Annotated in this window: 25 protein-coding genes and 1 pseudogene; 15 read left to right on the forward strand and 11 right to left on the reverse strand. The window is 71.0% G+C overall.

Going from position 1 to position 25,962, the window contains the following annotated elements:
• Positions 1 to 10 precede the first annotated feature (10 nt).
• Positions 11 to 874: an Fpg/Nei family DNA glycosylase gene (locus OG870_RS40430; RefSeq protein WP_266528971.1), complete on the forward strand. Its 864-nt coding sequence runs from the start codon at positions 11 to 13 to the stop codon at positions 872 to 874.
• 96 nt (positions 875 to 970) lie between these two features.
• On the opposite strand, the gene OG870_RS40435 is transcribed toward OG870_RS40430, so the two are convergent.
• The 3 genes from OG870_RS40435 to OG870_RS40445 form a co-directional block, all read right to left on the reverse strand.
• Positions 971 to 1,627, reverse strand: coding sequence for a zf-HC2 domain-containing protein (locus tag OG870_RS40435; protein WP_327692003.1), 657 nt, complete (start codon positions 1,625 to 1,627; stop codon positions 971 to 973).
• Positions 1,628 to 1,778: 151 nt separating this feature from the next.
• A complete protein-coding gene (locus OG870_RS40440; RefSeq protein WP_266528966.1) occupies positions 1,779 to 2,294 on the reverse strand; it encodes a hypothetical protein in 516 nt (171 codons plus the stop codon).
• Positions 2,295 to 2,452: 158 nt separating this feature from the next.
• Entirely contained in the window at positions 2,453 to 2,998 is a 546-nt protein-coding gene (locus OG870_RS40445; protein WP_266528963.1) for a sigma-70 family RNA polymerase sigma factor, read from the reverse strand.
• Positions 2,999 to 3,232: 234 nt separating this feature from the next.
• Between OG870_RS40445 and OG870_RS40450 the strand changes: the two genes are divergently transcribed.
• Positions 3,233 to 4,393 (forward strand): CapA family protein, encoded by a 1,161-nt coding sequence (locus OG870_RS40450; RefSeq protein WP_327692004.1) that lies wholly within the window; start codon positions 3,233 to 3,235, stop codon positions 4,391 to 4,393.
• A gap of 28 nt (positions 4,394 to 4,421) precedes the next feature.
• Here OG870_RS40450 and OG870_RS40455 read toward each other — a convergent pair whose 3' ends face one another.
• Complete coding sequence (locus OG870_RS40455) at positions 4,422 to 5,285, reverse strand: hypothetical protein (protein ID WP_327692005.1); 864 nt, start codon at positions 5,283 to 5,285, stop codon at positions 4,422 to 4,424.
• A gap of 53 nt (positions 5,286 to 5,338) precedes the next feature.
• Positions 5,339 to 5,680: pseudogene (locus OG870_RS40460) on the reverse strand (amino acid permease C-terminal domain-containing protein); the annotation flags it as partial.
• Between OG870_RS40460 and OG870_RS40465 the strand changes: the two are divergent.
• Complete coding sequence (locus OG870_RS40465; RefSeq protein WP_327692387.1) at positions 5,634 to 5,888, forward strand: hypothetical protein; 255 nt, start codon at positions 5,634 to 5,636, stop codon at positions 5,886 to 5,888. The pseudogene OG870_RS40460 and the gene OG870_RS40465 sit on opposite strands and share 47 nt — an antisense overlap.
• Before the next feature lie 3 nt (positions 5,889 to 5,891).
• On the opposite strand, the gene OG870_RS40470 is transcribed toward OG870_RS40465, so the two are convergent.
• The gene (locus tag OG870_RS40470) at positions 5,892 to 6,353 is read right to left on the reverse strand and encodes a universal stress protein (protein ID WP_266528954.1); all 462 of its coding nucleotides are present in this window, start codon (positions 6,351 to 6,353) and stop codon (positions 5,892 to 5,894) included.
• Between the two features lie 90 nt (positions 6,354 to 6,443).
• Here OG870_RS40470 and lysX point away from each other — a divergent pair, with 90 nt between their 5' ends.
• Both lysX and OG870_RS40480 read left to right on the forward strand, forming a co-directional pair.
• Positions 6,444 to 9,722, forward strand: a complete 3,279-nt coding sequence (lysX, locus tag OG870_RS40475) for a bifunctional lysylphosphatidylglycerol synthetase/lysine--tRNA ligase LysX (RefSeq protein WP_266591929.1) — start codon at positions 6,444 to 6,446, stop codon at positions 9,720 to 9,722.
• 187 nt (positions 9,723 to 9,909) lie between these two features.
• The gene (locus OG870_RS40480; protein ID WP_327692006.1) at positions 9,910 to 10,761 is read left to right on the forward strand and encodes a polysaccharide deacetylase family protein; all 852 of its coding nucleotides are present in this window, start codon (positions 9,910 to 9,912) and stop codon (positions 10,759 to 10,761) included.
• 31 nt (positions 10,762 to 10,792) lie between these two features.
• On the opposite strand, the gene OG870_RS40485 is transcribed toward OG870_RS40480, so the two are convergent.
• The gene (locus OG870_RS40485) at positions 10,793 to 11,458 is read right to left on the reverse strand and encodes a class F sortase (RefSeq protein ID WP_266528945.1); all 666 of its coding nucleotides are present in this window, start codon (positions 11,456 to 11,458) and stop codon (positions 10,793 to 10,795) included.
• Positions 11,459 to 11,788: 330 nt separating this feature from the next.
• Between OG870_RS40485 and OG870_RS40490 the strand changes: the two genes are divergently transcribed.
• Positions 11,789 to 12,283 carry a hypothetical protein gene (locus tag OG870_RS40490; RefSeq protein ID WP_266528942.1) on the forward strand — a complete coding sequence of 165 codons (495 nt, stop codon included), beginning with the start codon at positions 11,789 to 11,791 and terminating at the stop codon, positions 12,281 to 12,283.
• Between the two features lie 58 nt (positions 12,284 to 12,341).
• Here OG870_RS40490 and OG870_RS40495 read toward each other — a convergent pair whose 3' ends face one another.
• From OG870_RS40495 to OG870_RS40505, 3 genes are all read right to left on the reverse strand, one after another.
• A complete protein-coding gene (locus tag OG870_RS40495; RefSeq protein WP_266591930.1) occupies positions 12,342 to 12,896 on the reverse strand; it encodes a hypothetical protein in 555 nt (184 codons plus the stop codon).
• Between the two features lie 197 nt (positions 12,897 to 13,093).
• Entirely contained in the window at positions 13,094 to 13,858 is a 765-nt protein-coding gene (locus OG870_RS40500) for a bestrophin-like domain (protein WP_266528937.1), read from the reverse strand.
• A gap of 16 nt (positions 13,859 to 13,874) precedes the next feature.
• Positions 13,875 to 14,501 (reverse strand): hypothetical protein, encoded by a 627-nt coding sequence (locus OG870_RS40505; protein ID WP_327692007.1) that lies wholly within the window; start codon positions 14,499 to 14,501, stop codon positions 13,875 to 13,877.
• 274 nt (positions 14,502 to 14,775) lie between these two features.
• Between OG870_RS40505 and OG870_RS40510 the strand changes: the two genes are divergently transcribed.
• From OG870_RS40510 to OG870_RS40520, 3 genes are all read left to right on the forward strand, one after another.
• Positions 14,776 to 15,735: an SCO0930 family lipoprotein gene (locus OG870_RS40510; protein ID WP_266528931.1), complete on the forward strand. Its 960-nt coding sequence runs from the start codon at positions 14,776 to 14,778 to the stop codon at positions 15,733 to 15,735.
• Between the two features lie 269 nt (positions 15,736 to 16,004).
• Positions 16,005 to 16,817 carry an SAM-dependent methyltransferase gene (locus OG870_RS40515; RefSeq protein ID WP_327692008.1) on the forward strand — a complete coding sequence of 271 codons (813 nt, stop codon included), beginning with the start codon at positions 16,005 to 16,007 and terminating at the stop codon, positions 16,815 to 16,817.
• A complete protein-coding gene (locus tag OG870_RS40520; RefSeq protein WP_266528925.1) occupies positions 16,814 to 18,949 on the forward strand; it encodes a putative bifunctional diguanylate cyclase/phosphodiesterase in 2,136 nt (711 codons plus the stop codon). Before OG870_RS40515 ends, OG870_RS40520 begins: the two co-directional genes overlap by 4 nt.
• 21 nt (positions 18,950 to 18,970) lie before the next feature.
• Here OG870_RS40520 and OG870_RS40525 read toward each other — a convergent pair whose 3' ends face one another.
• Positions 18,971 to 19,858, reverse strand: coding sequence for a LysR family transcriptional regulator (locus OG870_RS40525; RefSeq protein WP_266528922.1), 888 nt, complete (start codon positions 19,856 to 19,858; stop codon positions 18,971 to 18,973).
• Positions 19,859 to 19,978: 120 nt separating this feature from the next.
• On the opposite strand from OG870_RS40525, the gene OG870_RS40530 reads away from it, so the two are divergent.
• The 6 genes from OG870_RS40530 (at position 19,979) to OG870_RS40555 (ending at position 25,873) form a co-directional block, all read left to right on the forward strand.
• Positions 19,979 to 20,650 carry a succinate dehydrogenase gene (locus OG870_RS40530; RefSeq protein WP_266592630.1) on the forward strand — a complete coding sequence of 224 codons (672 nt, stop codon included), beginning with the start codon at positions 19,979 to 19,981 and terminating at the stop codon, positions 20,648 to 20,650.
• Position 20,651: 1 nt separating this feature from the next.
• Positions 20,652 to 22,601, forward strand: a complete 1,950-nt coding sequence (locus OG870_RS40535) for a fumarate reductase/succinate dehydrogenase flavoprotein subunit (protein ID WP_266591932.1) — start codon at positions 20,652 to 20,654, stop codon at positions 22,599 to 22,601.
• Entirely contained in the window at positions 22,598 to 23,347 is a 750-nt protein-coding gene (locus OG870_RS40540; RefSeq protein WP_266528916.1) for a succinate dehydrogenase/fumarate reductase iron-sulfur subunit, read from the forward strand. Before OG870_RS40535 ends, OG870_RS40540 begins: the two co-directional genes overlap by 4 nt.
• Positions 23,348 to 23,705: 358 nt before the next feature.
• Entirely contained in the window at positions 23,706 to 24,482 is a 777-nt protein-coding gene (locus tag OG870_RS40545) for a GNAT family N-acetyltransferase (protein WP_266591933.1), read from the forward strand.
• Positions 24,482 to 25,288: a lysophospholipid acyltransferase family protein gene (locus tag OG870_RS40550; RefSeq protein ID WP_266591934.1), complete on the forward strand. Its 807-nt coding sequence runs from the start codon at positions 24,482 to 24,484 to the stop codon at positions 25,286 to 25,288. Before OG870_RS40545 ends, OG870_RS40550 begins: the two co-directional genes overlap by 1 nt.
• A 402-nt stretch (positions 25,289 to 25,690) precedes the next feature.
• Positions 25,691 to 25,873 (forward strand): hypothetical protein, encoded by a 183-nt coding sequence (locus OG870_RS40555; protein WP_327692009.1) that lies wholly within the window; start codon positions 25,691 to 25,693, stop codon positions 25,871 to 25,873.
• Positions 25,874 to 25,962: the final 89 nt, after the last annotated feature.

The following is a 25,962-nucleotide window of genomic DNA, read 5'->3' on the forward strand; positions in this document are numbered from 1 at the left end:
CTCTGGACGTATGCCGGAACTCCCCGAGGTCGAAGCACTCAAGGACTTCCTCACCGAGCACCTGGTCGGTCACGAGATCGTGCGGGTGCTGCCCGTCGCGATCAGCGTCCTCAAGACGTACGACCCCCCGCTCACGGCCGTCGAGGGCCGTGAGGTCACCGCCGTGCACCGGCACGGCAAGTTCCTGGACCTGGAGACGGACGGCGGCCCGCACTTCGTGACCCACCTGGCCCGCGCGGGCTGGCTGCACTGGAAGGACAGACTTCCGGACGGCCCGCCCCGCCCCGGCAAGGGACCGCTCGCCCTGCGCGTGGCCCTGGAGACGGGGGCGGGCTTCGACCTCACGGAGGCGGGCACCCAAAAACGCCTCGCTGTGTACGTGGTCCAGGACCCCCAGGAGATCCCGGGCGTGGCCCGCCTCGGCCCCGACCCGCTCGCGGACGACTTCGACGAGAGACGCTTCACGGAACTCCTCGGACCCGAGCGACGCCAGATCAAGGGCGCCCTGCGCGACCAGAGCCTGATCGCGGGCGTGGGCAACGCGTACAGCGACGAGATCCTGCACGCCGCGAAGATGAGCCCCTTCAAACTGGCCGCATCCCTCACCCCCGAGGACACCACCCGTCTCTACGAGGCCCTGCGGGCCACACTCACCGAGGCGGTCGAGCGCTCCCGGGGAGTGGCGGCGGGCCGGCTGAAGGCGGAGAAGAAGAGCGGCCTGCGCGTCCACGGCCGCACCGGTGAGCCCTGCCCGGTGTGCGGCGACACCATCCGCGAGGTCTCCTTCAGCGACTCCTCGCTGCAGTACTGCCCCACCTGCCAGACGGGCGGCAAGCCACTGGCGGACCGGAGGATGTCACGCCTGCTCAAGTAGTCGCCGACGCCCCGGAGGGGCGCGGGGAACTGCGCGACCGGCCACGACGGCGCCACAGACGAACGACGGACCCTCGCGGCACCACCAGCTGAGCGCTCAGCCGTGCTGGAGCGTCACGAGGTGCTCCCCGTCCGCGGTGCGCACCTCGTACCGGGCGATCTCACCGGTGTGCATGGCCGAGCTGCCCTGGACGGTGATCGGGCGGGCGTCGTGACGGGGGACGGTCCAGTTGCTGACGATCTGTTCGGAGCCGTCGCGGCCGACGGCGATCAGACGACAGGAACGCGGTCCCGCGCCGTCCTTCACCTCCAGCTTGACCTGGCTGCCCGAGTACTCGTCCTGGGTCGTCACCTGGGCCCACACGCCCGACTTCGCGTCGGTCGCCGCCATCCGTACGGCTGCCTCGCGGGTGCTGCCCTCCGCCATCATCGTGAGCCCGGGCCCGGCCACCCCGATCACCAGGGAAGCCGCCACGGCGTACAGGAAGCGCCGGCGTCCGGCCCGGTGCCGGGTCGCCACCGCGGCCAGCAGCCGGTCCAGCAGCTGCGGGCCGGGCCGGGTCAGGGGACTCACGAACCGTGGCGTCGACCGGCGGTACAGCATCATCTGCCGGGTGATGGGCCCGAATTCGGTCACGGAGGCCGCGCAGCGCGTGCACTCCATGAGGTGGTCCTCGAAGCGGAAGGCGTCCGCCTCGTCCAGCACGCCGAGCGCGTACGCGGCGACGTCGCGATGCCTCTCCTGGGACCTCATGCCGAATCCTCGTGCCGTTGGGTGCGGGTGGGGTTACTCCTTGCTCCCACCGGTACGCACCAGGCAGCCGAATCACTCAAGGCACCTACAGAATCGCAAGCAAGTGATTCGGAGCCGTCAGGGCCGCGGATTGGTCCGAATCTCAACAAGGCTAAAAAAGGTGGATGGCGAGGTGGCCGAGCGGCAGACCCAGTTGCCACGCCTTCGTCCACACCTTCGGACCCTCGTCCTCGCCGACCGCCCCGGCGCCGCCCGGCACCGCGTTCAGGTCGGGCGCGAGCAGCTCGGTCTCCTCCAGCCAGCGCCAGGCCGCCTCGGCAAGTTCCACGTCCGGAGCGGGCCCGCCGGATTCGGCCGCCTCGGCGGCGACCGCGGTCATCCGCTCGCGCACCCAGTCCTGCCACGGCTGGTCGTACGCCGTCAGCGACAGCCAGGTCTCCAGCTGGGTGACCACCCGGATGCCGGGGAGTTCGCCGTCCGTGTCCGAGAGGAAGACGGTCAGCGCCAGGGCGTCCCGCCCGGCGCGGAACTCGAAGGACGTCGGTGGCATCAGGTCGCCCGTCCGCAGCAACTCGTCGGCGATGTACTCGGCGTACAGCCAGGCCATGGGGACGACCAGTTCACCGCCGCCGGTGCCGTCCGTGCTCTCTTGACCTCTGTGCAGCATCCCTTCCTGCCTTCCTCCGGTGCGTGCGCGTCGCCCGACTCCGGGCCCCTGTGTCGGGGCCCCCGAGCCCCCAGTCCGGAACACGGATGAGGACAGCTGATTGCTCAACCGGGGTCCTCAGCAAGGCGCTTTACGGAGGTTTGACTCAGCCGTCGGTTTCACCGCAGGTCGGCTGCATATCCCGGAAGCACCCGGCGCAGGGCGCGCAGCGCGTAGTACGCGCGGGACTTCACGGTACCGGCAGGGATTCCGAGGGTTTCGGCGGCTTCCGCAACACTCGCCCCCTGGAAGTACACGAGCACCAGGACTTCACGGTGCTCCGGAGTGAGTGTCTTCACAGCCTCGCGTACGTCGAGGGCGGCTGCCGCACGCTCGGCGTGGTCGCCGATCACCCGGGCGTTCTCCAGGATCGCGTCCCCGACCTCGGGCGGCCGCGCCTGCCGGGCCCGCCGCGCGTCGATGGCGAGCCGTCGTCCGACGGTCATGAGCCACGGCCGTACGGACTCGAAGTCGTCGGCGCGCAGTGCCTCGGGATGCTGCCAGGCGCGCACGAGGGTCTCCTGCACGAGGTCCTCGGCGCGCTGCCGGTCGCCGTCGCAGAGCCGGAGCAGGAGCGCGAAGAGGGGCCGACCGTGCTCCCGCTGCAGTGCGGCGAGCTCGTGGTCGGCGGTCAGCCCGTTCGTGAGGGTGGTTCCGGCCGTCATGGGCGTATGGCATCGCAGGGGACCGATTTGGGACAGGGGCCGCACCGGGCTCTGCGGCGGACGGTCGATCGCGTCGACGAACGGTTCGACGAACGGTTCCGGACACCGCCGGACGCGGTCCGGGAGACCTCTTCACGGGCGCCGGACGGGCTAATCGGTGGGCCGGGGTTGTTTGGGGGCGCTTGGAAGTTCGTACCTATTTGTCCGTAAATAGGACCACAGTGGGGTGAGCTGATGATTGCACGCAGACGACAGGTGGCCCTGGCCCTGACGGCCCTGCTGGCAGCGGGCGCCGCCTGCCAGGCCCGGCACCACCAACCGTCCACCGCCGGACGGCCGGCCCCGGCCCCGGCCCAGTCCGCGGCCGGCGGATTCACACTGGTCGCCTCCGGCGACATCATCCCGCACAGCACGGTCATCGACCGTGCGCGCTTCGACGCCGGCGACACCGGCTACGACTTCCGTCCGATGCTCTCCGGCGTCGAGCCCGTCGTCTCCCGCGCCGATCTGGCGCTGTGTCACATGGAGACCGTCTACGGGGCGAACGGCGACTACACCGACAACCCCGTCTTCAAGGCGCCGCCCGAGATCGCCCAGGGCCTCGCCGCGACCGGCTACGACGGCTGCTCCACGGCCTCCGAGCACAGCCTCGACGACGGAGTCGACGGCGTCCGCCGCACTCTCGACGCCCTCGACCGCGCGGGCGTGCGGCACACCGGTTCGGCGCGCACCGAGGCCGAGGCGCGCACCGTCACGATCCTGCGCGCGGGCCCCGCCAAGGTCGCCCACCTCGCCTACACCTTCGACACCAACGGCCATCCGCTGCCGCAGGGCCAGCCGTGGGCCGTGAACCTGATGAACGAGAACAGCATCGTCACGGACGCCAGGGCGGCCCGGCGGGCGGGCGCCGACGTGGTGGTCGTCTCCCTGCACTGGGGCACCGAATGGCAGGACGCGCCCGACCCGCAACAGCTCGCGCTGTCCCAGCAGCTGACGGCCTCCCGCACGGGCGGCCGCCCCGACGTCGACCTCATCCTCGGCACCCACGCCCACGTCCCGCAGGCGTACGAGAAGGTCAACGGTACGTGGGTCGTCTACGGCATGGGCGATCAGATCGCCGGCGAGATGACCAACAACGCCGGAGCCCAGGACCCGCGCGGCAACGAGTCCACGCTCGGCCGCTTCACCTTCACCCGGCCCGCCCGGCCGGGAGGCCGCTGGGAGGTCACCAAGGCGGAGTTCGTTCCGCAGATGTTCGACGTCGACGCCGGACGGGTGGTGAACCTCAACCAGGCGCTCACCCAGGGCGCGGAGGTGAAGGCCGCACGCGACGCCATCCGGGACGTGGTGCTCAGCCGGGGCGCCGCGAAGGACGGGCTGACGATGGGGCAGTAGGCCGGCCCACGCCCACGCGGGCCGCCTCTCAGGACGGGCTCGGGGAGGCCGATGCCGACGAGCGGCCCGGCGCGGGCGACGCGGGCGGGTAGCTGGGGTGCAGCGAGGGGGAGAGCGGAGCCAGCGACCTGCACATCGAGGTCGGGAAGGCCGGTTCCCTGCGCTGCACGGTGCGGCAGCCTTCGGCGATCGGTACCCAGCCGGACTTCTCCGCCTTGAAGAACCAGCGGTCGCCGAGCCGGGACGAGCAGCCGGGGGCCGCGTCGCCGTCGCAGGCCGGCCCCGTCCGCCAGGAGAAGTCCATCACCATCCACCTGCCGTCGCAGTCCTGGGAGTCCCGGTAGGTGTGCTCGGGCGCATCGACCGCGATCAGCGCCTGGTCGTAGGAGGCGGCCGTGCAGCCGGTGGCCGGCGGCGTGCAGCCCAGCCGCCCGCACAGCCTGAGCGCGGGCGGCCTGGCGCCCTCGGCGGTGAACTGCACGTCGTTGTCGACGACCACCTCCCGGCCGCCCAAGGGACCGGACAGCCGGACCTTCGTCGTGGCCGACTTCTCCTTGGTGCATCCGGAACGCGTGTCGCCCGACGGCGAGGAGAAGGTGATCTGCACCCGCACGCTGTTCTCCACGGGTTCGGTGAGCACCGCCTTCAGCCCCCGCACGCACGGGCGTGCACCGCTGGGCACCTGAGCGTCGAGGAGCAGCGTGCGGCCGTCGCCGGAGAGACGGGCACCGGTGACGGCCGAAGGTTGCGCGAGGGTCCACGGGACGGGGCCGGTCGGCGATGCCGACGTCCCCCGGCCCGCCACCTGCGTCCCGCACGCGCCGAGCACCAGTACGGCGACGGCACCGAGCACGGCGCTCACGACCGCCCCGCGCGTTCCACCCGATCGCATCCCTGCTCAATCCCCCCGTAACGCACCGGTGTTGCCCCGGATCACGGCAGACTCTAGCGGCGGGCCAGTTCCGACCGCCTGCAGGAGTACCCGAAGTAGATCCCGAACCCGATCAGGAACCACACGGCGAACCGCACCCAGGTCTGCCACTGCAGATACGTGATCGGCCAGATCGAGGCGACGACACCCAGCGCCGGCACGAACGGCATCCACGGTGTGCGGAAGGTGCGCGGCAGATCCGGCCGTCGGTGGCGCAGCACGATCACCGCCGTGCACACCACCACGAACGCCAACAGGATGCCGATGTCGGTGAGTTCGGCCGCCTCGCCGATCGGCAGGAATCCGGCGATGACCGCCGACGCCACCCCGATGATCCACGTCACGCGTGTCGGCACCCGCCACGAGCCGGCCTTCAACGTCGTGGCCCGCCCGCTGTGGGGAGGTGACGCGGCCGAGTGCATCCACTACGGCACGCATTTCAGCTCGATGTTCCGCAGGTGCTGTCCCGACCGCACCACGACGAAAAGGATCGACGCGGACAACCGTATGGCCGTGCTCGCGAAGCTGCGTGAGGAAGCCGTGTCCCGGTGGCCGGGGCCGTGACGCCTACGGCACCACGGTCACCGGCCACCGTCCGGCCTTCACCAGCCGGATGGCCACCGACCCGACGATCCGGTGCCCCGCCTGCTCCGAAGCGCCCACCACCACCGCGTCCGCCTTCAGCTCGTCGGCCGCCTTCACCAGGCCGCCGTACGGGTCACCGCGGAACGTGTGGAACTCCCAGCGGACCTCGAATATCCCCTTCGTCCGCTCGGTCGCGTCCCGGATCTGGGCGACCAGGTCTTCGGCGATCTCGTCCGTCGTCTCCGCGACCGGCACCCCCATGGCCGCACCGGCGGCCATCACCGGCTGTACGTACACCACGGCGAGCAGCGCATGCTGGCGCCGGGCCAGGCCACCGGCATATGCCGCGGCGCGCAGTGAGGAGTCGGAGCCGTCCACTCCGACCACGATGACCTTGGGCCCGTCAGTGCCCCGCTCGAACTGGTGCGAGTGCTGTTCCGTCACGGCTGCGAGGCTATCGGAAGCCCCAGGTCCCCCCGTCATGCGGGACCTCTCGACGGGCGCGGCGGCCGCGCTCTTCCTACAGTCGGAACCATGAGTGCCACAGCGGAGGCCTTGCCGCCCAAGGACACCACCGGCCGGACCCGGCCGCCCGGCCACGGGCCGATGAGCAAGGTGCCCGAGGCCTTCGCGGCGTTCTTCGGCGCCCTCGGACTGCTCTGCGTGCTGCTGGCCCTCATCCCACCGCTGCGCGCCCTGCTGCGCCCGGTGGTCCGCTTCCTCGATCTGCTCATCGTGCCGGTCAGCGCCAATCTCGCCTACGCCGTCTTCCTCTTCCTGCTCGCCGCCGCGACCGCCGCCCGCAAGAAGATCGCCTGGTGGCTGGTCGTCGTCTACCTGGGACTGCTGGTCCTCGACGACGTCCTCGGCGTCCTGGTGGGCCTGTACGCCGAGTCCATCCCCTCCCTCGTCGTCTGCTCCCTCGCGCTGACCCTGCTGATCGTCGCCCGCCGGGAGTTCTACGCCGCCTCCCGCCGCGCCGCCGTCCGCCGCGCCCTGCTCGTGCTGCTCGCCGGACTCGCCGTCGGCATCCTCGCCGGCTGGGGCCTGGTGGAGCTGTTCCCCGGCACGCTCCCACGCGGCCAGCGCCTGCCATGGGCCGCCAACCGGGTCCTGGGCGGCCTGGTCTCGGGCCATTCCTTCGACGGGCACCCACCCCGGGCCCTGTTCTTCCTGCTCGGCCTGTTCGGCGCCGTCGCCCTGCTCAACGCCGCCTCCACCCTGTTCCGTTCGCAGCGCATGGAATCCGCCCTGCACGGTGACGAGGAGCCCCGCATCCGCGCCCTCCTTGGGGCCTACGGCGAGCAGGACTCCCTCGGCTACTTCGCCACCCGCCGCGACAAGGCCGTCGTCTTCTCGCCCAGCGGCAAGGCCGCCGTCACCTACCGCGTCGAGGCCGGCGTCTGCCTTGCCAGCGGCGACCCCGTGGGCGACCGGGAGGCCTGGCCGCACGCCATCGCCGCGTGGCTGGACGTGGCCCGCCGGCACGCCTGGGCCCCCGCCGCGATGGGCGCCTCGGAGGACGGCGCCAAGGCCTTCGCCCGCGCCGGACTCGGCGCGCTGCAACTCGGCGACGAGGCGATCCTGAACGTCGCCGGCTTCGACCTCGACGGCCGCGACATGCGGGTCACCCGGCAGGCCGTGCACCGGGTCCGCCGCACCGGCGCCCACTGCCGCGTCCGCCGCCACGCCAACCTCACCGACGAGGAGATGGAGGCGGTCGTCGACAAGGCCGACGCCTGGCGCGACACCGAGACCGAGCGCGGCTTCTCCATGGCCCTGGACCGCCTCGGCGACCCGGCCGACGGAGACTGCCTCCTCGTGGAAGCCCTCAGTGAGGACGGCCGCCTCCTCGCCCTGCTGTCCTTCGTGCCCTGGGGCCGCGACGGCGTCTCCCTCGACCTGATGCGCCGTGACCGCAGCGCACCCAACGGGGTCATGGAGTTCATGGTCGCCGACCTGTGCGCCGCCGCCCCGAAGCTGGGCGTCCGAAGGATCTCCCTCAACTTCGCCGTCTTCCGCTCGGCCTTCGAGGAGGGCGCCCGCATCGGCGCCGGACCCGTCCTCAGGCTGTGGCGGCGCCTGTTGCTGTTCTTCTCCCGGTGGTGGCAGCTGGAGGCCCTGTACCGCTCCAACGCCAAGTACCACCCCGAGTGGTATCCCCGCTTCATCTGCTACGGCGACACCGGCTCCCTCGCCCGCATCGGCCTGGCCTCCGCCATCGCCGAAGGCTTCGTCTCGGTACCGTCCCTGCGCAAACTCTGGGGAAAGGGGCACCCGAAGGGCGCGTCCAGGCCCGCGACCACCGAGGGCCTGCCGTCGCTGTCGGCGCTCGGCCTCGCCGGAGGGGACGAGGCCGGGCCCGGCGACGGGCATGCCGGCCTGCCCGAACAGGTCCGCATCCGGCACCGCACGCTCGACCGGCTGCGCGCCGACGGCACCGACCCCTACCCCGTCGGCATCCCGCAGCGCACCCACGCCCTCGCCGACGTCCGCGAGGGCGAGAAGGTCACCGTCGCGGGCCGCATCATGCTGGTCCGTGACTTCGGCGGCATCGTCTTCGCCGTTCTGCGCGACTGGTCCGGCGACCGCCAACTCGCCCTCACCCGTGAGGACTCCGGGCCCGCCCTCGACTGCTTCACGGCCGACACCGACATCGGCGACCACATCAGTGCCACCGGCCGCGCGGGCATCAGTGACAAGGGCGAGCCCACCGTCTTCGTCACCTCCTGGCAGCTCATCGGCAAGTGCCTGCGCCCGCTGCCCGACAAGCGCGGGGGCCTCGCCGACCCCGAGGCCAAGGTCCGCATGCGCTACCTCGACCTGGTCTCCAGCCCCGATGCCCGCGCGGTGATCCGCGCCCGCTCCACCGCCGTACAGGCCCTGCGTCAGGGCCTGTTGGAGCGCGGCTACCTCGAGGTCGAGACTCCGATGCTGCAGCAGATCCACGGCGGCGCCAACGCCCGCCCCTTCACCACCCACATCAACGCCTACGACCTAGACCTCTACCTGCGCATCGCCCCCGAGCTGTATCTGAAGCGGCTGTGCGTCGGCGGGATGGAGAAGGTCTTCGAGCTGGGCCGCACCTTCCGCAACGAGGGCGTGTCCTACAAGCACAACCCCGAGTTCACGATGCTGGAGGCCTACCAGGCCTTCGCCGACTACGACGTGATGCTCGACCTCGCCCGGGAACTGATCCAGGGCGCGGCCACCGCCGCCTTCGGCTCGCCCATCGCCCACAAGGACGGCACGGTGTACGACATCTCCGGGTCCTGGCCGGTCAAGACGGTCTACGGCGCGATCTCCGAGGCGCTGGGGGAGGAGATCGACGCGGACACGGACCTGGAGGCGCTGCTGGGGCTGTGCGACCGGGCCGGCGTCCCGTACACCGTCGACGACGGCCGCGGCGACGTCGTACTCGAAATGTACGAACGCCTCGTCGAGGAGAAGACCCAACTTCCCACGTTCTACAAGGACTTCCCGACCGACGTCTCCCCGCTCACCCGCCAGCACCGCAGCGACCCACGGCTGGCCGAGCGGTGGGACCTGGTCGCCTTCGGCACGGAACTCGGCACCGCCTACTCCGAGTTGACCGACCCCGTCGAACAGCGCCGCCGCCTCACCGCCCAGTCCCTGCTGGCCGCCGGGGGAGACCCCGAGGCGATGGAACTCGACGAGGACTTCCTCGACGCCCTCGAATACGCGATGCCGCCCACCGGAGGCCTGGGCATCGGCGTCGACCGGCTGGTCATGTTCCTCACGGGCCTGACGATCCGCGAGACGCTGCCGTTCCCGCTGGTACGCCGCCGCTGACCGCTCACGCCTGCGGTGCGCGCCTCCGGCGCCACCCCCGGAACCCCCGCACACCGAGCGCGAGTTCGCGCCGCGGTGCCGGCGACACGCCGTGACCGGCCGGTTGCTTGGGCCAGGCAGGTGGATTTCTGCCGCCGCTTCGGTGTTGCCGGGGAGCGTCGGCCCGCGGGCGGGCGACTGATGAGTCATGAAGAACGATCAGTTGCTCACACGGCGCCGGGCGTTGATCGCCGCCGCAGCCGTTCTGGGCGCGGCAGGCGCCGGAAGCGCCCTCGCGCTGAGTGGGGGCGAGGAGCCGGTCCGGCCCGCCCCCGCCCCTGCTGCCCCCGCCGCCGGCCCCCGGGCCGGCTCCGCGCTCAAGCCGTCCGCCTACCGTCTCCAGCCCCTGACCGGGTACGGCGGGCCGCCGCGTGCGGCACCCGGCAGGACGCCCGTACGGCACGAGCCGTTCCTGCGCATGTCCGGCCGCGGCCGCACGATGGTGCTGACCTTCGACGACGGCCCCGACCCCCGATACACCCCGCACATCCTGGACACCCTGGCCGAGCACGACGTACGCGCCATGTTCTTCGTGTGCGGGGAGATGGCCGTCGACAACCAGGACCTGCTGGCACGGATGGCCGACGACGGCCACATCGTCGGCAACCACACCTGGACCCACCCCCTGCTGACCCGTCTGAGGCGCTCCCGGATCCGCTCCGAGATGGAGCGCACCAGCGACGTCATCGAGAAGGCCTACGGGGAGCCGCCCGTGTGGTTCCGTGCCCCCTACGGTGCCTGGAACCGCGCGGCCTTCCAACTCGGCGCCGAGATGGGCATGGAGCCCCTCGCCTGGACCGTCGACAGCCTCGACTGGACCACCCCCGGCACCCGCACCATCGTCCACCGCGTCGAGGACGGCGCCGCCCCCGGCGTCGTGGTGCTCTCGCACGACGCCGGGGGCAACCGTTCCCAGAGTGTCCGGGCCCTGCGCACCTATCTGCCGCAACTACTGGATTCCGGCTACCACATCACCCTGCCGAGAAGGCGAAACGCATAACCGGATTCCGCCCGCCCGGTCGGGGAAACTCTCAGCGGGTCTCGACCAGGCGGGCGAAGACGACGACGTTCCCGTCGTAACCGTGCTGCTTCGAGAAACCGCCCCCGCAGGTGATGACCCGCAGTTCCGGTCCGCCTTTGGACGCGTAGACGCGGTCGCCGGGGAAGTTGTTCTTGTCGAAGACCTCGATGCCGTAGATCTCGAATGCGGCCGTCTTTCCGTCCTTGCGGGCGACCTCGACGCGATTTCCCTTCTTCAGGGCGCCGAGGTTGTAGAAAACGGCGGGGCCCTGTTTGTTGTCGACGTGGCCGACCACCACCGCGGTGCCCTTCTCGCCGGGAGAGACGCCGCCGGTGAACCAGCCCGCCAGATTCGGGTCCTCCGGGGGCGGCGCCGCGACCCAGCCGTCCGAGTCCAGGCCCACCGGCAGGACCGGTGCGTCGACCCGGATCGTGGGGATCCTGACCCGGTCGGGCAGGGCGTACGGCAGCGGCTGGACGGTGCCCGTGGCGCCGGGGACCCGGCTGTCGGCGGCGGCCGCGGAGGCGGGCTGCGGCGGACCCACGTCGAACTCTCCCGAGCCGTTCCGAATGAGCGCGAGGCCGGTCAGCAGAACAAGCGCTATCACGCCCCAAGGAGCACGCTTCTTCCGCCGCTCCTCCTCTTCAGCCAGTTCGGCCAACTCGGACGCAGACATTCGTTTCCCCTCTCGACGCGGCCGTCGCCCCGCCATTCGCGCATGAGGACAACGCTAAATGCCGCGGGGGAAACCGGCGACGGGACAGAAGCGAACGGGTGGCTTCCACGCTTCGGTGCGCCATCCGAGTCGCGGCGGACCAGAATTTTCTGACGGTCCGTGACCTGCGGCGATATCCGATTGCGCGGCAATAGCCCGGCGTGTCCTCTCACCAGGACGGACCATCGCCGAAATGCGGGCGAGTCCAGCGCAACTGAGGGTTTTTCTGGGAGACGCTTTCTCGCCGACAGACCGGGGACGGGCCCCGGGGCGTCTTCCGCGGAGGATCACATGAGTACTCATCGTGCCCTGGCGGTCTCTGCCGTCGCGGTCGCCGCCCTCGGCCTCGCCGCGCCGGTGGCCGTCGCGCGGGACGGCATGAACATCAGCCCGACCAACATCGTCGCCCTGCCCAGTGTCATCGCCCGTGGCGGGCAACTGACCATCACCGTCGACGGCTGCCCCGGCGGCGGCACGGCGACCTCGGAGGCGTTCCAGCCCACGCCTCTGACCCCGGTCAGAAACACCAACACGGCCAGGGGCACCGCGACGGTCAACAGGAACGCGCGGACGGGCTCGCACAGCATCACCGTCAACTGCAACGGCAGGACCCTGACGAACCCGGCCGCCTTCACCGTCATCGGAGGCGTCCAGGGCGGTCTCGGTGGCAGCAACTCCAGCGGGGCGACGCCGACCGACGTGGCCATCGGTGGCGGTCTCGTGGCCGCGGCCGTCGTGGCCGGCGGGGTGTTCTGGTTGCGCCGGAGGTCCGAGAGGCGCATCTGACCTTCCGACATGCCTTCGCCCCGGAACCTGTTGAGGGTTCCGGGGCGAAGGCATGTCCTCAGGCGTCGTCCTCGCCGTTGCGGCGGCGCGAGAAGTGGTACGCCGCTCCGACCGAGCCCGCGATGAGCGCCGCGCCCATCCCGATCTCCTTGAGGTCGAACCCGGCGATGCTGCCGCCCTCACCGGCGTGCACGCCGCGGCTGGGAGTGACGGGCACCACCGTGGGGTTGACCGGTACGGGTGTCGGGTGGTGCGGGTGGCCGCCGGCGATGGTCAGATCCGTGGAACCGCTGGCGCCGTCACAGGTGAACGTCACCCGGTACACGGCGCCCGGCTTGGCGTCCCAGTCGACCTTCGCCTGTGCCCAGGAACTGCCCGGCCGGATGGTGACGGTGTCGAACACCGCCGATCTGACCGTCGCCGGTCCCTTGCAGTCGCCGTCCCGGTTCACATGAAGCGTGACCTGGGCACCGGCCGCGACGGTCGAGGGCAGCACGCTGAAGGCGAAGGGTGTGATGTTGTGGCCGTCGCCTCTGGCGACGGCGGCCGGTGCGGAGAGGGCCAGGGCGCCGAGGCCCAGCAGTACGGCCGAGGCGACGCGTATCGCGCGCATGGTGTTCCTCCGGTCCCCGAGGAGCAGCTGCGGACCCTTTCCGCTTTCAGGGGAAATGCACCTCGATGACCGAAACGCTAGGAACAGGTGTGCGTGCGCGCGATCGGAGTAGCGCGAATGGGGCAACCGTGTGGGCCGGCCAGGGGACGGTGACGGCGTGGCGCGCGTCCCCCGGCGCTTCGTCGGGTGAGGGCCGCTCAGGACTGGATGTGCGGGAAGAGGTTCAGGAACGGTGACGCCGAGGCCGTGATGCCCCGGGTGTACGGCGCGTCGAAGTCCCAGATGAGGAACAGCAGGAAGGCGATCAGGGCGGAGAACAGCCCGGCGAGGATCAGTTCGCGCATGGTGCGCCGGATCTGCAGCGCGAAGATCATGCCGATGGTGACCACGGCCCCGGCCAGCAGCCCGAACCACACCACGCCCGGCATGGTCGCCCCCATGGAGTCGGCCCGGGCACTGCGGGCCTGGTCCGCCGCGGTGACCTGGTCCAGGAGCGGCTGGTACGCCTGGGCCTCGAAGTCCGTCTTCGGCTGGTAGTCGGTGACGTCCTGGCGGACGCGGGCGAAGAGTTCGGCACCGCGCGAGGTGAGGCGGCCGTCGTCGGCCATCGTCTTCCACTCGGTGTTGACGACCTGTCCGACATAGGCGTTGACATCGTCCCGAATCCGGTCACGGACGTCGGCCGGATAGACCCGTACCCGCTCCGAGATCTCGTGCAGTGCGACGGCCTCCGCCTGTACGTGGTCCTGGGCGGCGCTGCGCCCCTCCCACACGCCGGCGATGGCCAGGCCCAGGACGATGGCGTACACCACGCCGATCCACATGGTCATGTACTCGATGACGTCAGGGGTGTCGTTGGGGTCCTCGTCCTCGGGCGCGGCCCGGTGTCGCACGAAGGTGATGATGACCACGACGGCGCAGGCGGCCAGCATCGCGAGGGTGAGAACAAGCCATTCCGGCAAGAGATGCCTCCAGAAATCAGCGCGGCCGCAGGGCGGCGACGGCGATCACGGCGGGCGCCGTGATGATCAGGACAAAGACGATCGGTGACGCAGTGCCGTGCGACGGACTCTTGCGTACCGGCGTCCGGTAGTGCGGGTAGGTCACCGGGGCCGCGACCGGACGGGGGGTGGGCTTGGCCGACAGCTTCGGGGTGGGGGGCGGAGCCGGAGGGGTCGGCGCGGGCGGGGGAGTCGGGCTCGGGGTCGGGCGAGGTGGCGCGGGCCGCGCAGGCGCCGGAGAGGGCGAGGCGGGCGGCGGTTCGGGTTTCGGGGTCGGCTTCGGTGTCGGTTTCGGCTTTGGGGTGGGGGTGGGTGTGGGTGTGGGCGCCGGAGGGGGCGGCTTCGGCTTGGGGGGTGTCGGCGAGGGCTTGGGTGTCGGTGTGGGGGGCGGTGTCGGCGTGGGTGGGGGGCACACCGGGGGAGTCGGCCAGGAGAGGTCTCCGGCGACCGCCACCGCCTGTATCCCGTCCGGGCCGGCCGAGGCGTATGCGCAGGCGTCGGCCGTCGCCGCGCCGGCCGGTGCCCCCACCAGCAGCCAGGTCAGCGTCACCAGCGCCAACGCCCTTGCGGCGAAGGTGGTTTGGGTCGGTTCGGGTCCATGCACGACGAAGATCATGAGCCTTGGCGCGCCGAGGCGCGCCGGAGCGCGCCGGGATTGGTCCGAACGGGGGATGAAGGGCGTGCGGTGGTTTGACCGGCGTGCACCCGGGGGGCCGTAAATGCGCACGTATGTGCGAGATGGAGTGCCGGTGTCACGGGTTCCGGAAAGAAATTTGTGAGGCGGTTGAACACAACCGCGGGTCCCATTCGTACCCATGCTCGTGCAGCGGAGCAGCAGGGCGCTGCAACACCGTTGTGATTATGGGGAGTTGTTGACGATGAAGACCTCCTGGCGGAGCGCCTCGTATGTGGTGGGCGCCGCGGCCATGCTGGCCCTGACGACGGCGTGCGGCCAGGACAGCGGCACTTCCTCCGTGGGCAGCCAGAACGTCGGGGCCACGGCCGCGGCGGGCGATTACGGCAGCGTCGCCGCCGGCGGCACGACCGCCGCCAGTCCCAGCAACGGCTACGGGGCCGACGGGCAGGGCTCCGCGGCCCAGCCCTCGGCCGCGGGCAAGCTTGCCGTCACCCAGAACGCCGAACTCGGCAAGGTGCTGACGGACGGCGGCGGTCTGACCCTGTACCGCTTCGACGCGGACACCGCCGAGCCGCCCAAGTCGAGCTGCGACGGCGACTGCGCCAAGACCTGGCCGCCGGTTCCCGCGGACGACGCCACGGCCGGCGCCGGCATCGACAAGGCCCTGCTCGGCGAGGTCACCCGGGCCGACGGCACCAAGCAGCTGACCATCAGCGGCTGGCCCGCGTACCGCTACGCGAAGGACTCCAAGGCCGGGGACATCGCCGGTCAGGGCGTGGGCGGCAAGTGGTTCGCGCTCGCCCCCGACGGCAAGAAGGCCACGCTCGCGAGCCTGCCCGGTCTGTCGGTGCGCACCGACCCCACGCTCGGCAAGATCGTCGTCGACAAGAACGGCATGACGGTCTACCGCTTCCTGAAGGACGTGGCCTGGCCCGACCCGATCTCCAACTGCACCGGTTCCTGCCTGGAGAAGTGGCCGGCCGTCGCCCCGGTCGAGCCCAACGACACCAAGGGCGTCGAGAAGAAGGGCCTGATGGGCTTCACCCGCCCCGACGGCGTCAAGCAGATGACCGTCGACTGCTGGCCGGCGTACACCTTCTCCGGTGACAAGGCGCCCGGGGAGACCAACGGCCAGGGCGTGGGCGGCACGTGGTACGCCATGGCGCCCGACGGAAAGCCGGTCGGCGCGCCGAAGAAGTAGCCGTCACCTCCCCAGGGTTGACTGCACCGGACAGCGCGTACGACCGTGGTCCGCCCCCTCCGCACCGCACGGAGGGGGCGGACCCCTTTGCGTTGTGCCCCTGGAGGGACGGGAGTTGGCCCCGGCGCGGCGCAGTACCGGACGAATGCGGCAAGTGCCACAGGCAGTGACCGGGAACGGACGGTCAATTTCCGTTTCAGCTCGCCCCGTTGGCAGGCGATCAGTAGCCTCAGCTCGAACACCGGATCGCCAACGCCTTGGAGAGATAGATGGAGCGTCCCGCCTGGGCCCCACGAAGCATCGACATCTCGGTGCCCAGTGTCTCCCGCATCTACGACTACTACCTGGGCGGTTCGCACAACTTCGAGGTCGACCGGGACGCGGCCCGCAAGGCGATGGAGTTCATGCCGGGGCTCCCCAAGATCATGCAGGCGAACCGTGCCTTCATGCGCAGGGCCGTGCGCTTCGCCGTGGACGAGGGCATCGACCAGTTCCTGGACATCGGTTCGGGCATTCCCACCTTCGGCAACTCCCACGAGGTGGCCCAGGCGGCCCGGCCCGGCGCGCACGTCGTGTACGTCGACCACGACCCGGTCGCCGTCGCGCACAGCGAGGCGGTCCTCGCGGGCAACGAGGGTGCGGGCGTCGTCGCCGCCGACCTCCGCAAGCCCCAGGAGATCCTCGCGAGCGCCGAAGTGGAGCGACTGATCGACCTGAACCGGCCAGTGGCGCTCCTTCTGGTTGCCATACTGCACTTCGTGGAAGACGAGGACGACCCGTACGGGGCCGTGGCCGAACTGCGCGAGGCGCTCGCGCCCGGCAGCCTGCTGATCCTCACCCATGCCTCGTACGAGGGAATCCCGCTCCCCGCCGAGCGGGCGGCGGGCACGGTGGACGTGTACAAGGACATTCGCAACCCGCTGATCATGCGTTCGCGCGACGACATCGCGCGGTTCTTCGAGGGGTACGACATGGTGGAACCGGGACTGGTGTCGATGCCGCACTGGCGGCCCGAGACGGCACCGGAGGACGAGGATCCTTATGCGTTCTCCGGGTTCGCCGGCGTGGGGCGTACGGCGTGACCGCGGAACCGGACGGGCCTTTCGACAGACTGCGCAGGTTCGCGACGATCTGGAGCCGGGCGGTCTTCCCGGTGACCTCGACGTCGCTGACCCGGCCGGAGTTGGAGCAGCAACTCCTGCCACTGGCCCGGCGGTTGAGCGAGGCGCTGCACACCCGGACGCTCGACGCGGACGAGGGCAGGGCGGTCGGCGCGGCCCTCGTCGGAGCGCACTGCACCGACCCGGAGGCGCTCACCCGCACCCTGGACTGCGTCGACGCCTACCTGGTGCTCTACTGCGGCGAGGACGGCGACCGGGAGGAACTGCGGGCGCGTTCGGCGCGGTTGCAGCACGCCATGGCCGCCGGGTTCGCACAGGCACTGCGCGAACGGACGCTGGCCGAGCAGGAGGCAATCTCCGCGGCGGCCCTGAAGGCGCAGGGCCTGGTGGCGCAGGCGCTGCACGACACCGAGGCCCGCTTCCGCGCGGTCTTCGAGGGCGCGGCCATAGGAATCGGCATCGCCGACCTCGATGGCAACGTCCTGCAAGTCAATGGCGCCCTGCTGCGCATGTTCGGTCTCACCGACCAGATGATCCGCGGCCGCAGGGTCCAGGAGTGGACCCACCCCGAGGACGCGCCGCAGACCTGGACGCTCTACGACGAACTCGTCCGCGGCGAGCGCGAGCACTACCACCTGGAGAAGGCGTTCTACCGACCTGACGGAACGGTCCTGTGGACCAACCTGACGGTCTCGCTGCTGCGCGACGCCGACGGCACCCCGCAGTACCAGCTGGCCCTCATGGAGGACACCACCGAACGCCGGCTGCTCAATCTGCGGCTGCGCTACGAGGCCACCCACGACGCGCTCACCGGCCTGCCCAACCGCACCTTCTTCTTCGAGCGCCTGGAGAAGGCGCTGGGCGCGGGCAGCGGCCAGCGCTTCGGCCTGTGCTACCTCGACCTGGACGGCTTCAAGACCGTCAACGACAGCCTCGGCCACGCGGCCGGCGACCGGATGCTCGTCGAGGTCGCCGACCGGCTGCAGGCGTGCACGACCGCGCCCGGCGAGATGGTCGCCCGGCTCGGCGGCGACGAGTTCGTGGCGCTGACCACCGGCGCCGACACCCAGCACGAGGTCGACGAACTCGCCGCCCGCATCATGAACGCGCTGGTCACCCCGATCAGCGTCGACGGCCGTGAACTCACCGTGCGCGGCAGCATCGGCATCGTCGAGGGGCCGGCGGGGGAGCGCAGCCCGGCGGAGGTGCTGCGCAGCGCCGACATCACCATGTACCGGGCCAAGTCGGCGGGCGGCAACCGCTTCGAGCTCGCCGACGAGGAGGCCGACGCCCGCGCCATCACCCGGCACGGGCTGACCACCGCGCTGCCGACGGCGCTGGACCGGGGCGAGTTCTTCATCGAGTACCAGCCGCTCGTCCACCTCGGCGACGGCAGCGTGCGCGGCGCCGAGGCGCTGGTGCGCTGGCTGCACCCGCAGCACGGCGTCCTCGGCCCGGACCGCTTCATTCCGCTCGCCGAACACACCGGCCTGATCGTCCCGTTGGGCCGCTGGGTCCTTGAGCAGTCGGTGCGCCAGGCCCGCGAGTGGCGAGAACGGTACGACGATGCGGGCCCGCTCCGCATCAACGTCAACCTCTCGCCCTGCCAGCTCACCCACCCCGGCCTGGTCCAGGACACCGTCGACATCCTGGAGCGCGCGGGCGTCGCACCGGACGCGCTGTGCCTAGAGGTCACCGAGTCCGCCCTCATCGGCGCCGACGACGACCTGCTCAAGCCGCTGCGCCGGCTTGCCGAAATGGGCGTGGACATCGCCCTGGACGACTTCGGCACCGGCTACTCGAACCTGGCGAACCTGCGCCGCCTCCCGGTCAGCATCCTCAAGCTGGACCGCTCCTTCACCCAGAGCATGCAGCAGTTCCCGGCGGACCCCGTCGACCTCAAGATCGTCGAAGGGATCGTCTCCCTCGCCCACAGCCTGGACCTCGCGGTGACGGTGGAGGGCGTGGAGACCGGCGCCCAGGCCGAGCAGTTGCGGATACTGGGCTGCGACACGGCGCAGGGCTGGTACTACGCCCGCCCGGGCCCGCCGGACCGGCTGCACGAGTTGGCGCTGGTGGACGCGACGGGCTGAGTCACAGGCACCGACACGGGCTCACCGTTCCAGCAGCATCCGCTGGAGTTCGCGGGCGGCCCGGGGCGGGGCCACGTCGCTGCGGTGTGCCAGGGCGATCGTGCGGTGCAGTCCGGGGCGGGCGAGCGGGGTGACCCGTAGACCCCGCCCGGACCGCGTGGCGACCATGCGCGGGACGACGGCCACGCCCAGGCCCGCCCGGGCGAAGCCCAGCACCGCGTCCATCTCCCCGCCCTCCACCGCGAAGTCGGGTTCGAAGCCCTCGGCACGGCAGGCGGCCACGGTCAGTTCGCGCAGGTCGTAGCCGTGCCGGAACATCACCAGGCGCTCTGACTCCAGATCGGAGACGCGGACCGTGCGTCGGCCCGGACCGCCGGGTGCGGGTGCCTCCGGCGATGACACCACCACCAGGTCCTCGCGCAGCAGCTCCACGGTCGTCAGCGCCGGCGAGGGCGTCGGCAGCGGCAGGACGACCAGGGCGAGGTCGAGGGCGCCGCGGGCGAGTTCCCGTACGAGATCGTGGGAGCCGCCCTCCTCGATCAGCAGCTGGATGCCCGGGTAGCGGTCGTGGAAGGCGCGCAGCACGTCCGGCAGCAGCCCGGTGCAGACACTGGGCGTCGCGCCCAGCCGGACCCGGCCGCTGCGCAGCTGCACCAGCTCCTGCACCTCGTGCCGGGCCGTGTCCGCGTCGGCCAGGATGCGGCGGGCCAGCGGCAGCAGCGCCTCGCCCGCGTCGGTGAGCGTGATGTTGCCGCGCGCCCGCAGGAACAGACCGGCCCCTAGCTCCCGCTCCAGTGCCTTGATCTGCTGGGAAAGGGAGGGCTGCGCGACATGGACGAGCTCCGCGGCCCGGGTGAAGTGCCGGGTCTCCGCGACCGCGACGAAGTACTGGAGCTGCTGGAACTGCATGCCCCGATGATAGCCACAGCCTATGGAATCAAGCCGGACCATGTCTTGGACCGATGAGGCTCTTCGGCCCTAGCGTCTTGAGTCATGGCTCTGGCAACGCGGACGGACCGACGGCCGTCGATGGCGCGCACGGTGTGGGACAGCTCCGTCGGCAAGAAGACGGTGATGGCCGTCAGCGGCGTGATCATGCTGCTGTACCTGGTCGCCCATGTGATCGGCAATCTGAAGATCTTCTTCGGGGCAGGCGAGTTCAACCACTACGCGCACTGGCTGCGCACCGTCGGCGAGCCCTTCATGCACTACGAGTGGACGCTGTGGCTGATCCGGGTGTTGCTGGTCGTCGCGGTCGTCGCGCACGCGGTCTCCGCTTACCAGCTCAGCCGCCGCGACATCAAGGCGCGGCCCAGCACGTACGTGCACAAGAAGGCGGGAGCGAGTTACGCGACGCGCACCATGCGGTGGGGCGGGATCATCCTCGGCCTGTTCATCGTGTGGCACATCCTCGACCTGACCACCGGCACCGTGCACCCGGGCGGCTTCCAGGAGGGCCACCCGTACCAGAACGTCGTGGACACCTTCTCCACCTGGTACGGCAACGTCATCTACATCGTCGCGATGCTCGCCCTCGGCCTGCACATCCGGCACGGCTTCTGGAGCGCGGCCCAGACCCTGGGCGTCGGCAGCCGCGCCCGCGACCGCGCCCTGAAGACCTCCGCAAACGTCCTCGCAGTGCTGCTCACGGCCGGCTTCATCGCCGTACCGGTGGGCGTCATGACCGGAGTGGTGAGCTGACATGACTTCTTATGCCGACTACGGGACCGGAGAGCCGGTCGTCGACGACAAGGCGCCCTCCGGCCACGTCAACGAGCGCTGGGACAAGCGCCGTTTCGAGGCCAGACTGGTCAACCCGGCCAACCGGCGCAAGCACACCGTGATCGTGGTGGGCACCGGCCTCGCGGGAGGTTCCGCGGGTGCCACGCTGGCCGAACAGGGCTACCACGTCGTCCAGTTCTGCTACCAGGACTCCCCGCGCCGCGCCCACTCGATCGCCGCGCAGGGCGGCATCAACGCGGCGAAGAACTACCGCAACGACGGCGACTCCGTCCACCGGCTGTTCTACGACACCGTCAAGGGCGGCGACTTCCGGGCACGGGAGTCGAACGTGCACCGGCTCGCGCAGATCTCCGTCGAGATCATCGACCAGTGCGTGGCGCAGGGCGTGCCGTTCGCCCGTGAGTACGGCGGCCTCCTCGACACCCGGTCCTTCGGCGGCGTACAGGTCTCCCGGACCTTCTACGCCCGCGGCCAGACGGGCCAGCAACTGCTGCTCGGCGCCTACCAGGCCCTCAGCCGGCAGATCGCCGCGGGCGCCATCGAGATGCACCCGCGCACCGAGATGCTCGACCTGATCGTCGTCGACGGGAAGGCCCGCGGCATCGTGGCCCGGGACCTGGTCACCGGGAAGATCGACACGTACTTCGCGGACGCCGTCGTACTCGCCAGCGGCGGCTACGGCAACGTCTTCTACCTGTCGACGAACGCCATGAACTCCAACGCCACCGCGATCTGGCGCGCCCACCGGCGCGGCGCCTACTTCGCCAACCCCTGCTTCACGCAGATCCACCCCACCTGCATCCCGCGCACCGGCGACCACCAGTCCAAGCTGACCCTGATGAGCGAGTCGCTGCGCAACGACGGGCGGATCTGGGTGCCCAGGGCCAAGGGCGACGACCGGCCGCCGAACAGGATTCCCGAGGACGAGCGCGACTACTACCTGGAGCGCATCTACCCCTCCTTCGGCAACCTGGTGCCCCGCGACATCGCCTCCCGCGCCGCGAAGAACGTCTGCGACGAGGGGCGGGGCGTGGGCCCCGGCGGACAGGGCGTGTACCTGGACTTCGCCGACGCCATCGAGCGGATGGGCCGCAAGGCGGTCGAGGAGAAGTACGGCAACCTCTTCGACATGTACGCGCGGATCACCGCCGAGGACCCGTACACGGTTCCGATGCGGATCTACCCCGCCGTGCACTACACGATGGGCGGCCTGTGGGTGGACTACGACCTGCAGACCACCATCCCCGGCCTGTTCGCGGTCGGCGAGGCCAACTTCTCCGACCACGGCGCGAACCGCCTCGGCGCCTCCGCCCTGATGCAGGGCCTGGCCGACGGCTACTTCGTACTGCCGGCCACCATCAACGACTACCTCGCCCGCAACCCGCACCACGAGCCGGTCACCGACCAACACTCGGTCGTGCAGGAGGTGTTGGCGGAGACCGAGGACCGCCTCCACCTGCTGCTGTCCGTCGACGGCGACCGCACTCCCGACTCCTTCCACCGCGAAGTCGGCGAACTCATGTGGGAGTTCTGCGGCATGGCGCGTACGGACTCCGGTCTGCGCAAGGCCCTGGAGCGCATCCCGCAGATCCGCGAGGAGTTCTGGCGGCGCATCAAGGTGCCCGGCACCGGCGAGGAGTTCAACCAGTCGCTGGAGAAGGCCAACCGCGTCGTCGACTACCTCGAACTCGCCGAGCTCATGTGCCTCGACGCACTGCACCGGGCCGAGTCCTGCGGCGGCCACTTCCGCGAGGAGTCCCAGACCCCGGACGGCGAAGCGGCCCGCAGGGATGACGAGTTCGGCTACGCGGCGGCCTGGGAGTTCACGGGCACGGGCGAGGCCCCGACCCTGCACAAGGAAGACCTGGTCTTCGAGTACGTCCACCCCACTCAGCGGAGCTACGCATGAAGCTCACCCTGCGCGTCTGGCGGCAGCGGAACGCCGGCGCCGACGGCGCCATGTCCACGTACGAGGTGGACGGCATCTCCTCCGACATGTCGTTCCTGGAGATGCTCGACACCCTCAACGAGGAGCTCATCCTCAAGGGCGAGGACCCCGTCGCCTTCGACCACGACTGCCGCGAGGGCATCTGCGGCGCGTGCAGCCTGGTGATCAACGGTGACGCGCACGGTCCCGAGCGCACCACCACCTGCCAGCTGCACATGCGGTCCTTCAAGGACGGCGACACGATCGACATCGAGCCGTGGCGGGCCTCCGCCTTCCCGGTGATCAAGGATCTCGTCGTCGACCGCTCGGCCTTCGACCGCATCATCCAGTCCGGCGGCTACATCACCGCCCCGACCGGCGCCGCACCGGATGCGCATGCCGCCCCCGTACCGAAACCGGACGCCGACTTCGCGTTCGAGCACGCCGAGTGCATCGGCTGCGGGGCCTGTGTGGCGGCCTGCCCGAACGGGGCGGCGATGCTCTTCACCTCAGCCAAGATCAACCATCTCAACGTCCTGCCGCAGGGCGCGCCCGAGCGTGAGACGAGGGTGCTCGACATGGTGGCGCAGATGGACGAGGAGGGCTTCGGCGGCTGCACGTTGACCGGGGAGTGCGCCACCGCCTGCCCGAAGGGCATCCCGCTGGTGTCCATCACGAGCATGAACAAGGAATGGCTGCGGGCCACGCGGAAGGCGGCCAAGCGGTAGCGGACCGTTCGCCGGTCGGTGCGGACGGGCGGGGCCGGGAGTGGTGCTCCCCGGCCCCGTCTCGCATGTGTGGGGTCTGTAGTGTTCGTGGACGGGAGACCTCATCCTGGAGCGGGCTCGGCGAGATGGAGGCCCGCGGATGGCTGGAGCGCTGCGCACCGGTGAAATGACGGACACCTTTTGACCGTTCGGGCCATGGCCGAGGCCTCCGCCCGAGCCGTTCAACAAGCTCACACCCGTTCTCTCTGCGCCGGACACGTCAAGGTCAGTCGGCATCGGAAGAACAGGGGCGGCGGACCGCATGACACCGCGTCGCCGCCCCCGTCTCGCCGACCCGGCCCGTGACCAGGAGTAAGCCATGACCGGCGTATCCACGCTCGACCGTCCCCCGCAGCCCACGGCACCCACCCGCTACACCGTTTCCCTCGCCCGTGACGAGGCCGACGTGCGTGCCGCACAGCGGCTGCGGCACGACGTCTTCGCGGGAGAGATGGGCGCCCTGCTGGCCACCCCGCAGCCGGGCCACGACATCGACTCCTTCGACGCCTACTGCGACCACCTGCTCGTGCGCGAGGAGGTGACCGGGCAGGTCGTCGGCACCTACCGGCTGCTGCCGCCGGAGCGCGCCGCCGTCGCCGGACGGCTGTACTCCGAGAGCGAGTTCGACCTGACCGCGCTCGACGCGATCCGGCCCGGCCTGGTCGAGGTCGGCCGCTCCTGCGTCCACCCCGACCACCGCGACGGCGCCGTCATCGGCCTCATCTGGGCGGGGATCGCCCGCTACATGGTGGACCGCGGCCACGAGTGGCTGGCGGGCTGCTGCTCCGTCCCGCTCGGCGACGGCGGCGCGCTCGCCTCCGCGACCTGGGAGCGGGTGCGGGGCAAGTACCTGGCCCCCGAGGAGTACCGGGTGCAGCCGCTGCTGCCCTGGGTCCCGAACGCCGCCGCCTCGGCCACCCCCGCCTCGGCCGAACTGCCCGCCCTGCTGCGCGGCTACCTCCGCCTCGGTGCATGGGTGTGCGGACAGCCCGCGCACGACCCGGACTTCGGGGTCGCCGACCTGTACGTGCTGCTGTCGATGCGCCGGGTCAACCAGCGCTATCTGCGGCACTTCCTCTCGCTCGTGCCGTCCTGATGAGCGTCTGGCTGCCCAGCGCGCCCTGCACCCCGGGGGCGTGCATCGAGCCGACGGGGTCCGCCACGGCCGTACCGCGCGCCGTGCTGCGGATGGCGGCAGTCGTGGTCCTGGTGCTCGCCGGGATCGTGCTGTCGCCGCTCGGCGGGCGCATCCCCGCCGAGCTGGTGAGGCGGTGGAGCCGATGGGTCGTACGGGCCGCAGGGGTCCAGATCCGCATCACCGGCGCCGCCGCGCCCACCGGCGGACTGCTCCTGGTCGCCAATCACATCTCCTGGCTGGACATCCCGCTGCTCGCCGCCGTCCGCCCGGCCCGCATGCTCGCCAAGGCCGAGATCCGGCACTGGCCCGTGGCGGGACCGGTCGCCGCGCGCGCCTCCCTGTTCATCGACCGCGACCGGCTGCGCGCCCTGCCGGACACGGTCGCCCGGATTGCGGACGAACTGCGCGACGGGGGCGCCGTCGCCGTCTTCCCCGAGGGCAGCACCTGGTGCGGACGCGCCCAGGGCGACTTCCGCCGGGCCGTCTTCCAGTCCGCCCTCGACGCGGGCGTTCCCGTCCAGCCGGTCCGTCTGCAGTACCGCATCGCCGGGGGCACGCCCAGCACGGCGCCCGCCTTCATCGGCAACGACTCGCTGCTGGCCTCGGTGTGGCGGGTGGTGACGGCGCGGGGGCTGGTGGCCGAGGTCGACGTACAACAGCCCATCGCACCGGGCAGCCACCACGACCGCCGCTCGCTCGCCCGCGCGGCCCAGCCCGCCGCCACGGCCCAACCGGGTTGGATCCACACGGCGTTGGTGGCCTAGCGATTCGGTTCGCCGGGCATCACCAGGGTCAGGTGACCGGTCCGACGCCCAGGTCAGGGACGGCGACGTCGACTGGCTGCCCGAGGAACTCCGAGGCCGTCTCCCGGGCGAGGGCGACGTCCGTGCCTGGCCACAGGTGGGTGATCAACAGTCAGGCGGCGCCCGCCTGTTGGGCATCCCGACCGGCAAGCCCCGCGGTCAGCGGGCAGGGCGCGTCGGCGGCCGGCATCCGGTTGGGGGTAGGTGGCCTCCCACAGGAACAGATCCGCGCCCTCCGCGAGGCGCGGAATGTCCCGGCTGGGGCCGGTGCCGCCGGTGGGGCGAGCACGCCGCGCGGCGTGCCGAGCCGGATGCCCGCATACGGAGCAGAGGGTTGAGGTCGACGCGGTGGTCCGGGTGCCCATGGCCGATCAGCATGGCGTCGACCGCGTCGACGGTGCTGTGGCGCAGCAGGCGGGGCAGGGTGACGTAACCGGCATCGACCGGCAACCGGAATCCGCCGCCATGGATGGACAGCCGCTGCACGCCCGGACCGCCGAAGGCCACGCCCCGCAGCCGCCGAGAACCGTCAGTCGCATGGCCTGAGACCCTGGCGCCCGAAAAAACCCGGCGACGGGCCGGCGGCCCCCTGTTAGCGTGGCTTCCATGAAGGTCAGGACCTGTTGCAGGCACAC

Source organism: Streptomyces sp. NBC_00461 (genome assembly GCF_036013935.1).
In the GTDB taxonomy this organism is placed as follows: domain Bacteria; phylum Actinomycetota; class Actinomycetes; order Streptomycetales; family Streptomycetaceae; genus Streptomyces.